General features: G+C 70.1%; 6 protein-coding genes. 4 read left to right on the forward strand and 2 right to left on the reverse strand.

Features of this window, described 5'->3' with window-relative positions; genetic code table 11:
• Positions 1 to 134: 134 nt before the first annotated feature.
• Positions 135 to 1,157, reverse strand: a complete 1,023-nt coding sequence (hrcA, locus tag GEM_RS13825; protein WP_014898013.1) for a heat-inducible transcriptional repressor HrcA — start codon at positions 1,155 to 1,157, stop codon at positions 135 to 137.
• A 131-nt stretch (positions 1,158 to 1,288) separates the two neighbouring features.
• Here hrcA and GEM_RS13830 point away from each other — a divergent pair, with 131 nt between their 5' ends.
• Together GEM_RS13830 and recN are read left to right on the forward strand one after the other, a co-directional pair.
• Complete coding sequence (locus GEM_RS13830) at positions 1,289 to 2,191, forward strand: NAD kinase (protein WP_014898014.1); 903 nt, start codon at positions 1,289 to 1,291, stop codon at positions 2,189 to 2,191.
• 19 nt (positions 2,192 to 2,210) lie between these two features.
• On the forward strand, positions 2,211 to 3,860 hold the full coding sequence (gene recN, locus GEM_RS13835) for a DNA repair protein RecN (RefSeq protein ID WP_014898015.1): 1,650 nt from the start codon (positions 2,211 to 2,213) through the stop codon (positions 3,858 to 3,860).
• 114 nt (positions 3,861 to 3,974) lie between these two features.
• Here recN and glnE read toward each other — a convergent pair whose 3' ends face one another.
• On the reverse strand, positions 3,975 to 6,776 hold the full coding sequence (glnE, locus tag GEM_RS13840) for a bifunctional [glutamate--ammonia ligase]-adenylyl-L-tyrosine phosphorylase/[glutamate--ammonia-ligase] adenylyltransferase (RefSeq protein ID WP_014898016.1): 2,802 nt from the start codon (positions 6,774 to 6,776) through the stop codon (positions 3,975 to 3,977).
• Positions 6,777 to 7,005: 229 nt separating this feature from the next.
• Here glnE and GEM_RS13845 point away from each other — a divergent pair, with 229 nt between their 5' ends.
• On the forward strand, positions 7,006 to 11,205 hold the full coding sequence (locus GEM_RS13845) for a YhdP family protein (protein ID WP_014898017.1): 4,200 nt from the start codon (positions 7,006 to 7,008) through the stop codon (positions 11,203 to 11,205).
• 51 nt (positions 11,206 to 11,256) lie between these two features.
• Positions 11,257 to 12,084 (forward strand): carbon-nitrogen hydrolase family protein, encoded by an 828-nt coding sequence (locus GEM_RS13850; RefSeq protein ID WP_014898018.1) that lies wholly within the window; start codon positions 11,257 to 11,259, stop codon positions 12,082 to 12,084.
• Positions 12,085 to 12,152 lie beyond the last annotated feature (68 nt).

The raw sequence follows: 12,152 nt of genomic DNA on the forward strand, positions 1-12,152 counted from the left end.
AGGAACGTGCTCGGGGCACGCAGTCGGACGGCCCTCAATTATAGCGGGCCGCCTCGCTCGGGTCGGCTGGCCGTTCGGCCGACTGGCGGCGCGCCCGGTGCCGCGGCACGATGGCGGAACGGTGTCGGCGCCGGCTACTGCTGGCTCAGCGTGAGCGACAGCAGGCGCGCGGTGATGTCGACGATCGGGATCACGCGGTTGTACGCCATGCGGGTCGGGCCGATCACGCCGAGCGTGCCGACGATCTGGCCGTTCACCTCGTACGGCGCGGTGACGACGCTCATTTCCTCGATCGGCACGAGCGTCGATTCGCCGCCGATGAAGATCTGCACGCCCTGGGCGTGGCTCGACACGTCGAGCAGTTGCAGGAGGCCCGTCTTTTGGTCGAATACGTCGAACAGCTTGCGCAGCCGCGCCATGTCGGACGACAGATCCGCCACTTCGAGCAGGTTGCGCTCGCCGGAAATGAGCACCGTGTCCTCGGTGTCGGGCACCTCGGTGCTGGCCGTCACGGCCGCGTGCATCAGCGTGGTCATGTCGCCGCGCAGCTGGTCGATCTCGTCGCGCAGGCGGCGGCGCACCTCGTCGAACGACAGGCCGGCGAAGTGCGCATTGATGTAGTTGGACGCCTCGGTCAGCTGCGACGGCGAATAGTCGCGCGGCGTCGCGAGCATCCGGTTCTGCACGTCGCCCTCGGGGGTGACGATGATCAGCAGGATGCGCCTGTCCGACAGGCGCATGAACTCGATCTGCTTGAACACGTGGCTGCGGCGCGGCGTCAGCACGACGCCCGCGAACTGCGACAGGTTCGACAGCACGCTCGCCGCGGCCGCCACCACCCGCTGCTGCGGCTCGCCGGCCTGCAGCGTGTTCTGTACCTGCCGCGCGACGGCCTCGGCGTCGATCGGCGCCTCGACCGTCAGCATCGTGTCGACGAACAGGCGATAGCCCCGCGGCGTCGGGATGCGGCCGGCCGACGTGTGCGGGCTCGACACGAGGCCGAGCTCCTCCAGGTCGGACATCACGTTGCGGATCGTCGCCGGGCTCAGCTCGAGCCCGGAATAACGGGACAACGTGCGCGAGCCGACCGGCTGACCGTCGGCGATATACCGTTCGATCAGGGTTTTCAGGAGGGTTCGTGCGCGAGGATCTAGCATGGTGGAAAATTTTAGCGCAACCGCGCGACCGCGGCGAGTATCCACGGCCACCGTCGCGCAGCCCGACCCGATCCGGCCCCGTCTGTGCACAGCCGGTTCTTTTCGTCAACGAGCTATGGTGTAATGCCGGCATGAAAACCGGTAATCAGTTCAACACTGTCGCGCTCGTCGGCCGGAGCAACACGCCCGGTATCGCCGAGCCGCTCGCCACGCTGGCTGGCTGCATCGCGAAGCTCGGCTTCGAGGTCGTGTTCGAGGCCGACACCGCGCGCGAGATCGGCATCTCCGGCTATCCGGCGCTCACCCCGGCGGAAATCGGGGCGCGCGCGGACGTGGCGGTCGTGCTCGGCGGCGACGGCACGATGCTCGGCATCGGGCGCCAGCTCGCGCCGTACAAGACACCGCTGATCGGGATCAACCACGGGCGGCTCGGCTTCATCACGGACATCGCGGCGGCCGACATGCAGGCGCGCGTCCCGGTGATCCTGTCGGGCAAGTTCGAGCGCGAGGAGCGCTCGCTGCTCGAGGCCCGGATCATGCGCGACGGTGAGCCGATCTACCACGCGATCGCGTTCAACGACGTCGTCGTGACCCGCAGCGGCTTCTCGGGGATGGTCGAGCTGCGCGCGTCGGTCGACGGCCGCTACATGTACAACCAGCGTTCGGACGGCCTGATCGTCGCCACGCCGACCGGCTCGACCGCATACGCGCTGTCGTCGGCCGGCCCGATCCTGCATCCGCAGCTTCAGGGCATCGTGCTCGTGCCGATCGCGCCGCATGCGCTGTCGAACCGGCCGATCGTACTGCCCGACGATTCGAAGATCGCGATCCAGATCGTCGGCGGGCGCGACGTCAACGTGAACTTCGACATGCAGTCGTTCACCGCGCTCGAGTTGAACGACACGATCGAGGTGCGCCGCTCGAAGCACACGGTGCCGTTCCTGCACCCGATCGGCTACAGCTACTACGCGACGCTGCGCAAGAAGCTGCACTGGAACGAACACGCATCGAACGAAGACGACAAGGCGTCCTGACGCACCTCCGCCCGACACCATGCTCCGCCACCTCTCGATTCGCGACTTCGTCATCGTCGCCGCGCTCGATCTCGAATTCGACAGCGGCTTTACCGTCTTTTCCGGCGAAACCGGCGCCGGCAAATCGATCCTGATCGACGCCCTGGCCCTCGCGCTCGGCGAACGCGCCGATGCGAGCGTCGTGCGCGCCGGCTGCGGCCGTGCCGACATCACCGCCGAATTCACGCCGCACGACCGCGTCGCGCGCTGGCTCGACGAACACGCGTTCGACGCCGAGGACACCGTGATGCTGCGCCGCGTGATCGACGCGAACGGCCGTTCGCGCGCGTTCATCAACGGCACCAGCGCGACGCTCGCGCAGCTGCGCGAGCTCGGCGAGATGCTGGTCGACATCCACGGCCAGCACGCGCACCAGCTGCTGATGCGGCCCGACGCGCAGCGCGAGCTGTTCGACACGCACGCGGGGCTCGTCGCCGATGCCGCGAACGTCGCACGCGCATGGCGCGTATGGCGCGACGCGACACAGGCGATCGACGCCGCGAAGGCACACGAGCGCGAGTTGCAACTCGAACGCGAGAAGCTCGCATGGCAGCTCGCCGAACTCGACAAGCTCGCGCCGCAACCGGGCGAATGGGACGAAGTCGGCAGCGAGCACAAGCGCCTGTCGCATTCGGCGAACCTGATCGCCGGCGTGCAGGGCGCGCTCAACGCGCTGTCGGAGGCCGACGACGCGATGCTCCCTCAACTCGGCGCGATCGTGTCGAAACTGCGCAGCCTGGCCGATTACGACACCGGCCTCGGCGATGCGCTTGCGTCGCTCGAACCGGCCGAGATCCAGCTGCAGGAAGCCGTCTATTCGCTGTCGCACTACGCGCAGCGCCTCGATCTCGACCCGGCCCGGCTCGCCCAGGTCGAAACGCGCCTCGACGCGCTGCACTCGACCGCCCGCAAGTTCCGGCTGCCGCCCGACACGCTGCACGAGGAACATGCGGCACGCCGCGCTCAGCTCGCCGCGCTCGACGCGGCCGCCGATCTCGGCGCGCTCGAAGCCGTGCAGGCGCAGGCATGGGAGGCCTATCTCGCCGACGCAAAACACCTGTCGAAGGCGCGCGCGCAGGCAGCCAGAACGCTCGGCACGGCCGTCACGGCCGGCATGCAGGAACTGTCGATGGCGGGCGGCAGCTTCGACGTCACGCTCGTGCCGCTCGCCGACGGCGGCCCGCACGGGCTCGAGCAGGTCGAATTCCGTGTCGCCGGGCACCCCGGCGTGCCGCTGCGGCCGCTCGCGAAAGTCGCGTCGGGCGGCGAACTCGCGCGGATCAGCCTCGCGCTCGCGGTGATTGCGAGTGCGGCCAGCCCGACACCCACGCTGATTTTCGACGAAGTCGACACGGGGATCGGCGGCGGCGTCGCCGAAGTGGTCGGCCGCCTGCTGCACCAGCTCGGGCGCAACCGCCAGGTGCTGTGCGTGACGCACCTGCCGCAGGTCGCCGCCCGCGGCGACCATCACTTCCAGGTCGCGAAGGGCGCCGACGACCGCGGCGGCACCGTATCGTCGGTCAACCCTCTCGACAGGGCGAGCCGCGTCGAGGAAGTCGCGCGGATGCTCGGCGGGCTCGAGATCACCGCGACGACGCGCAAGCACGCGAAGGAAATGCTGGCGGCCTGACGCCGCCGCCCGTTACCCGCTTGTCGCATACAAAAAGACCGGCGCCCGCGCCGGTCTTTTCCGTGGAGCGGCCGCTCGCTCGCGTGCGCCCGCCCCGCCATTCGAACGCCCGACTCAAACGCCCGTTTCAACCGCCCCGAACACGCGCTCCCACAGCGCCGTCACGGCCGCCCGCTCGTCGGCCACCAGGGCCGGATCGACCCGCGCCTTCTCCATCCCGTCGAGCCGCAGCTTGTGCTGCAGCTTGCGGTACTTGCGGTACGCGGCGCCGACGCGCTCGGCCTCGTCCTCGCCCATCAGGCCGAACCGCGCGACCTCGCGCAGCAGCGCGATATTGCCGGTGTTGCGGATCAGCTCGGCGTCGCTCGACGCATGCAGCAGCACCCAGTACTGGACGATGAACTCGATGTCGACCATCCCGCCGCGATCGTGCTTCAGGTCGAACAGCTCGGTCTGGTTCGGGTGGCCGGCGAACACCTTGCCGCGCATGTCGACGATTTCCTTCGCGAGCACGCCCCCGTCGCGCGGCGTCGTCAGCACCTGCTGGCGAATCGCCTCGAAGTCCGTGCCGATCTGCGTGTCGCCCGCGCTGTAGCGCGCGCGCGTCAGCGCCTGGTGCTCCCAGACCCACGCCGTGTTCGCCGCATCGCCCTCGCGCAGCTGGTAGCGGCGGAACGCGTCGAGATCGGTGACCAGCAGCCCGGCCTCGCCGTTCGGCCGCAGCCGCAGGTCGATGTCGAACAGCGCGCCCGCGCCGGTGGCGGTCGTGAGCCACGTGATCAGCCGGCGCGTGAACGTCGTGTAGACGTCCGCCGAGCGCTCGTCGGGGTCGTCGTACAGGAAGATCAGGTCGAGATCCGATGCGTAGCCGAGCTCCTTGCCGCCGAGCTTGCCGTACGCGATCACCGCGAACTTCGGCGCGTCGCGATGGCGCTTCGCGAGCTGCGACCAGACCACTTCGATCGTCACGTCGAGCACCGCGTCGGCCAGCTCGGACAGGCGGTCGCTCACATGCTCGACCGACAGCTGCCCCGCCAGATCGATCAGCAGGATGCGGAACACCTCCGCATGCTGCGCGTGGCGCAGCAGGTCCATCTGCTGCTCGGGGCCGTCGGCAGCCGCGAGGCGCGCACGCAATGCGTCCTTGAACGCGGGCCAGTCGAACGGGCTCGCGATCGCCTCGTCGTCGAGCAATTCGTCCAGCAGCTGCGGATGGCGAATCAGGTAGCCGCCGCCCCAGCGCGTCGCGCCGAGCACCGACAGCACGCGGTCGAGCGCGGCCGGATACTCGGTCAGGAGCGCGAGATAGACGCCGCGCCGGCTGACCGTCTCGAGCAGGTCGAACAATCGCACGATGGTGTCGTCGCGGCGCGCGGCGTCGATCCGCGGCGCGGCCTCGAGCGCACGCTGCGCGACGCTGTCGAAACGCTGCCGGCTCTTTTCCGGCAGGCCCGAGTAGCGCGACGACTGCCAGATCGCACGCAGCCGCGCGAGCACGGCTGCCGGATCGGCGAAGCCCAGCCCGTCGAGGCGCGCGAGCAGCGCGTCGTCCTCGCCGTCGTCGGCCAGCGCCCCGCTCCAGATCCACCCGGCCGCCGTGTCCTCACCCGCCGCGCACGGGCCGCCGCTCACCTTGTCTGCGAAGATCTGGTCGAACTGCGCCTCGACGAACGTGCGGTAGCCATCGAGCACCGTCATCAGCGCCGCATAGTCGGCAAAGCCGAGCGACGCGGCCAGCGCCGCGCGCTCGTCCGGATCGACCGGCATCGCGTGGGTCTGCGCGTCGTCACGGTACTGCAGCCGGTGCTCGAGCGTGCGCAGGAAATTGTAAGCATCGGTCAGGCGCTCGCGCACGTCCTCGCCGATCAGCCCGCGCGCCTGCGCATGGCGCAGCACCGCGAGCGTCGGCCGCACGCGGAACTCCGCATCCTGGCCGCCGCGGATCAGCTGGAACACCTGCGCACTGAATTCGATCTCGCGGATCCCGCCACGCCCGAGCTTGATGTCGTCGGCCTTGTCGGGCCGCATCGACGCGCGGCGCGCGGCTTCGTGGCGAATCTGCTGGTGCAGCGAACGGATCGCGCCGATCACGCCGAAGTCGAGATAGCGGCGGTATACGAACGGCTTGACGATCGCTTCGAGCTGCGTCGCGAGCCGCTGCGCCGCGTCGCTGTCGCCCTCCGACACGAGTCGCCCCTTGATCCACGCGTAGCGCTCCCATTCGCGCCCCTGCACGTAGAAATACTCCTCGAGCATCCCGAGGCTGCAGACGAGCGGCCCCGAATCACCGTTCGGGCGCAGCCGCATGTCGACGCGAAACACATAGCCGTCGGCCGTGACCTCGGACAGCACGCCGATCAGGCGCCGGCCGAGCCGCGTGAAATATTCCTGCGTGGACAGCGGCGAGCGCGTGCCGCCGGCCGTCTCACCGTCGTCCTCGTAGACGAAGATCAGGTCGATGTCCGACGACACGTTCAGCTCGCGGCCGCCGAGCTTGCCCATCCCGACCACGCCGAGCGCGACGCGCTGGCCGTCGGCGCCGCGCGGCTCGCCGTACATCGCCTCGAGCTCGGCGGACAGCAGCGCGAGCGAGCGCTGCACGGCCACTTCGGCGAGATCGGTCATCGCGCCCGTCACCTCGGCGACGTCCGCGACTCCGCGCAGGTCGCGCTCCGCGACCGCGCCGAACACCTCGATACGCAACTGCCGCAGCGCGCGCTTCAGTTGCTCGTCGCTCGGCGCGGCGGTGCCGGCCGGCGGCGCGAGCAGTTCGGTCAGGCGCGCGTCGAACTGCGCGCGGGACAGCGGTGCGGCGGCCCACGCGGCGATCTGGTCGGACAGCGCGGGGCGCGCGGCAGCCGCGCGGGCGAGATAACGGGAGTAGGACGGGCTGATCAGGGCGGAAGCGTCGGTCATCGAGAAGCGGGCCTGGCGGTAAGGCCCGCCGCCCGGGGTAAACGCGTGCGCGCCCCGCTGCCGACAGGCCCCATGGACTCGGCGCGGCATCGCGCGACGCGGATGCGCCGCCGCGACACCGCGCGCCGGAAAGCCCGTGCCGCGCTGCCGCAACGGCCGCCGGCACGAACCCGTGTGATACATTTCAACGTCAGTCTGCAAAACTACCATATCGCCGCCCTTCCGCCGCATGTCCGACCGTCAGGAATCCGCCGTAGCTACGCCCGAAGCGGGACCTCCGAAGCACGATCATCCGGTCCTGCGCCACGTGTTCAGGGTGACGCTGGCAGTCGGGATCGGCACGTACTTCGTCGCGTCCGGCGCATTCCTCGGGCTGCGCTACGTGGTCCTGCCGCGCATCGACGAATTCCGCCCGCGCATCGAGCGCGCGGTGTCCGACAAGCTCCACGCGCAGCTTTCGATCGGCAAGCTGTCTCCCCACTGGTCCGGCATGCAGCCGGGCGTCGAAGTCGCCAACCTCACCATTCGCGGCCGTGACGGCCAGATCGCGCTGTCGGTCCCGCACGCGACGGCCGCGCTGTCCTGGATGTCGTTGCTGCGGCTGTCACCCGCGCTGTCGAGCCTGATCGTCGACCACCCGGACCTCGTCGTCGCGCGCGCCGCCGACGGCTCGCTGAGCGTCGCGGGCGTCGGCGTCGCGACCACCCACGGCGGCAACGACACGTTCGGCACGTGGCTGCTGAAACAGGAAGCGATCGTGCTGCGCAACGGCACGCTGCGCTGGCGCGACGCGCAGCACGACGCGCCGGAGCTCGCGCTGTCGGGCATCCGCCTCGCGGTGCTCAACCAGGGCCGCGTGCACAAGGCCGCGCTGCAGGCGCCAGCGAACGGCACGCTGCTGCTCGGCCCGCTCGATTTCCGCGCGCGCTTCAGGCACAAGCCGCTTGGGCCGATCGGCAAGCCGACCAACTGGACGGGCGACGCGTATCTGTCGACCGGCCCGGTCGACCTGCAGACGCTTGGCCGCTATCTCGACCTGCCGCTCACGATCCATGCAGGCCGGATCGACAACGCGATCTGGGCGACCTTCAAGGACGGCCACCTGCGTTCCGCGGGCGGCGACCTGCAGGGCGCCGACGTCGTGCTGCGCGTGCGGCCGACCCAGCCGCGCCTCGACGTGCCGACGGTCGGGTTCGGCTGGGACATGGCGCTGAACGCCGGCCGCGACTACACGCTGCACCTGACGCGTTTCAACGCGGAGCTCGGCCAGCCGCCGCTGCCGGACGGCACGCCGCTCTCCCGCTCGCTGGCACTGTCGACGCTGACCGCCCGCTACCGCGTGCCGGCCGCCGACCAGGGACAGCTGCTGAGCGTCGTCGGCGACCGCGTCGATCTCGGCATCCTCAGCGAGTTCATCCGCGGGCTGCCGCTGCCGGCGCGCCTGCGTAACGAGCTGATCAAGCTCGACCCGCGCGGGATGGTGTCGAACTATCACATCGAGGTCGAACGCGCGAAGCCGGCGCGGGCCGACCTCGCCGAAGAAGAGCGGCGCACGGGCGCCGCGCCGATCGTCCGCTACCGCTTCCTCGGCGACCTGCAGGGCATCAGCGTCGCCGCGCAGGAGCCGCCGCCGGGCCTGTCCCCGCGCGGTCATCCGCGCGCCGGCTGGCCAGGCGTCGAGAATTTGTGGGGCCGCATCGACGCGAACGAAACGGGCGGCAACGCGCACTTCGACACGGTCAACGCGGCCGTCACGGTGCCCGGCGAATTCGACGAGCCGCGCCTGACCTTCGACCGGCTGCGCGGCAACGCGAAATGGGTGATCACGCCGGCGCCGGGCGAAAAGCACGCGCGCGTCGACGTGACCCTGCCCGACCTGCTCGTCGCCAACCCCGATGCCGAGATCGCCGTGTCGGGCTCGTACTCGAACCCCGGCCACGGCCGCGGCTCGCTCGACCTGCGCGCGGATTTCGCGCGCGCATCGGTGGCACGCATTCCACGCTACCTGCCGACCGGGATGTCCGAGCACCTGCGCGACTATCTCGGTCATGCGCTGCAGGACGGCAAGGTAACCAGGGGCGCCTCGATCGTCGCGCGCGGCCCGCTCGAGAAATTCCCGTTCGAACACGAGCCGGATGCCGGCGTGTTCCATATCGTCGCGCCGTTCACCGGCGGGCGCTTCGAGCCGACGCCGTACCCGCCGCGCAAGCTCGCGAACGGCACGCCGAGCGTGTGGCCGGCCCTCGACGGGATCGACGGCGTATTCGAGCTCGCACAGAACAAGCTGCGCTTCGACATCGCGCGCGCGCATTACAAGCGGGTCGCGCTGACGAAGGTCGCGGGCCGCATCGACGACCTCGGCAACCCGTCGAAGTCGCCGCTCGTCATCGACGGCCATGCGCAAGGCCCGCTCGCCGACCTGATCGACTACGCGGACAACAGCTCGCTCGGCATGATGAGCGGGCACATCGGCCAGCGGATCGATGCGCAGGGGCCCGCGTCGCTCGCGCTCAAGATCACGATTCCGCAACACGTTCCGCATCCGCACACGCACGTCGAAGGTGCGCTCGCGTTCGGCGGCAACACGCTGTCGACCGAAGGTGTGCCGCCGCTGTCCGCGCTGCGCGGCAGCGTGCAGTTCACCGAGGCCGGCGCGTCACTGCGCGACCTGTCGGGGCGCTTCCTCGGCGGCCCGGTACACGCGAGCGGCAACTTCCAGTCACACGGCCCTTACACGGTGGACGTCGACGGCAAGCTCGCACTCGACGCCGCGCGCGGCCTGAACCTGCGCGGCACGGCTGCGGCGCTGCTCGAGCACGTGGTCGGCGACGCGCCGTACCAGCTCGCCGTGCGCGGTGCGCCGGGCCGCCTGCCGGAAGTCACCGCGCATTCCGACCTGACGGGTGTTGCGCTGAACTTCCCGGCGCCGTTCGCGAAGCCGGCCGGCACGCCGATGCCGTTCCGCTTCACGCTGCAGCCCGCGGCCCAGGCCGACGGCAAGCGCCTCGAGCATGCCGACCTGACGCTCGGCCCCGTGTCCGCGACCTACCTGCTCGACGCGACGCGCGGCCAGCCGCTGCGCGCCGTGCGCGGCGCGATGGGCATCCACCGGATGCCCGACCTGCCGCAGGACGGCGTGAGCGCGGCCGTCGACGTCGACGAACTGGACGCCGACGCATGGCTCGCGCTGGCCCGCACGCTGCAGCCCGAACAGCCGCGCGCGCCGGAGCCGCAGGCAGCCCCGCGCATCGACGTCGCGAGCTTCACGCCGAAGCGCTTCGCGCTCCACTTCGGCACGCTGAAGCTGCTCAAGCGCAACTGGGAGAACGTGATCATCGGCGCGTCGCACGTCGACGAGCTGTGGCAGGCGAACATCGCGTCGAACCAGGTATCGGGCTACCTGTCGTGGGCGCCCGGCGGCGGCCACAACGGCGCGGGCGTGCTGAATGCGCGGCTCGCGAAGCTCGTGATTCCGCAAAGCGCGCAGCACGACCTCGTCGGCCGCGCGATGAACCTGCCGACGCCGACCGACCGGCCGATGCCGTCGGTCGACCTGATCGTCGACCAGGTCGTCGCGCGCGACCACGACATCGGCCGCCTGGTTGTCAACGCGCGCAACATCGAAGAGGACGGTGTGCCCGTATGGCAACTCGACAAGCTGGAGCTGGCGAACCCGGCCGCGAAGCTGACGGCGACCGGCAACTGGCGCACGTCGCGCCGCGCGCTCGCCCGCGGTGTCGACCAAAGCGAGGCGCCGCGCCGCAGCGTGTTCGACTTCAAGCTCGACATCGGCAACGCGGGCGCGCTGCTCGACCGCGTCGGCCTGCCGCGCATGCTCGCGGACGGCCACGGCACGGTGACCGGCAAGGTCGGCTGGCGCGGCGGCCCGACCGCGGTCGACCTCCCGTCGCTCGGCGGCCAGGTCGCCGTTGACCTCGAGCACGGCCAGATCCTGAAGGTCGATCCGGGCGCCGCGAAGCTGCTCGGCGTGCTGAGCCTGCAAAGCCTCGCGCGCTTCCTGACGCTGAATTTCCGCGACGTGGTCGGCAAGGGGCTGCCGTTCGACAAGATCACCGGCACCGGCCGGATCTCGAACGGGATCGCACGCACCGACGACTTCTCGATGACGACGGCGCCGGCGAACGTGACGGTGCGCGGCGCGGTCGACCTCGGCACCGAGACGCAGGACTTGCATGCGCACGTCGCGCCGAAAATCGGCGCCGGCTCGGCGGCGATTGCGGCCGCGATCATCAATCCACTGCTCGGCGTCGGCGTGCTGGCCGCGAACTACGCGCTGTCGGAGACGCTGTCGCACGCGTTCGCGCTCGACTACTCGATCACGGGCTCGTGGGCCCATCCGCACATCGAGCGGGTGCGGGGCGATCAGGGTAAGATGAATCACGGTCCGGCCGATGCGGCGCCCCATTGATCGATCCATGGTGCCGGGCCGCACCCCATTTATGACGCAACCGACTCTGCGATGACCGATCACACCCGTTCCGCCACGCCCTTTCGGGTCGCCGCGCTGCAGATGGTGAGCACGCCGGACGTCGCGCGCAATCTCGCCGAAGCCGGCCGCCTGATCGCGGAAGCGGCCGGCGACGGCGCCCAACTCATGCTGCTGCCCGAGTATTTCTGCTTCATGGGTCACCGCGACACCGACAAGCTCGCGCTCGCCGAGCCCTATCGCGATGGTCCGATCCAGCGCTTCCTCGCGGATGCCGCGCGCCGTCACGGCATCTGGGTGATCGGCGGCACGCTGCCGCTGCAGGCGCCGGAACCCGACCGCGTGCTGAACACGACACTTGTGTTCGACCCGTCCGGTAACGAGGCGGCCCGCTACGACAAGATCCACCTGTTCAACTTCGAGAAAGGCGACGAATCGTTCGACGAGGCGCGCACGATCCGCGCGGGCGACACGGTCGTCGCGTTCGACGCGCCGTTCGGGCGGGTCGGCCTGTCGGTCTGTTACGATCTGCGCTTTCCGGAGCTGTATCGCAGGATGGGCGACTGCGCGCTGATCGTCGTGCCGTCGGCGTTTACGTATACGACGGGCCGCGCGCACTGGGAAATGCTGTTGCGCGCACGGGCCGTCGAGAACCAGTGCTACGTGCTGGCAGCCGCGCAGGGCGGCAAGCACGAGAACGGCCGCCGCACCTGGGGCCACAGCATGCTGATCGACCCGTGGGGCGAGATCGTCGCGGTCCGCGACGAAGGCGCGAGCGTCGTGGCCGGCGCGCTCGATCCGCAGCGCATCGCCGACGTGCGCCAGAGCCTGCCCGCATGGCGGCATCGTGTGCTGGCCTGAACCGCTGAACCGCCCCGGCGCTTGAAACGCCGCCCGGCCAACCCATCTGCCCAGAACGCACCCGACAA

The sequence above is a fragment of the Burkholderia cepacia GG4 genome, assembly GCF_000292915.1.
Classification (GTDB): Bacteria; Pseudomonadota; Gammaproteobacteria; order Burkholderiales; family Burkholderiaceae; genus Burkholderia; species Burkholderia cepacia_D.

Coding starts and splice junctions, on each gene's coding strand:
- hrcA (WP_014898013.1), bottom strand. CDS start 1,157: ATGCTAGATCCTCGCGCACGAACCCTCCTGAAAACCCTGATCGAACGG.
- GEM_RS13830 (WP_014898014.1), top strand. CDS start 1,289: ATGAAAACCGGTAATCAGTTCAACACTGTCGCGCTCGTCGGCCGGAGC.
- recN (WP_014898015.1), top strand. CDS start 2,211: ATGCTCCGCCACCTCTCGATTCGCGACTTCGTCATCGTCGCCGCGCTC.
- glnE (WP_014898016.1), bottom strand. CDS start 6,776: ATGACCGACGCTTCCGCCCTGATCAGCCCGTCCTACTCCCGTTATCTC.
- GEM_RS13845 (WP_014898017.1), top strand. CDS start 7,006: ATGTCCGACCGTCAGGAATCCGCCGTAGCTACGCCCGAAGCGGGACCT.
- GEM_RS13850 (WP_014898018.1), top strand. CDS start 11,257: ATGACCGATCACACCCGTTCCGCCACGCCCTTTCGGGTCGCCGCGCTG.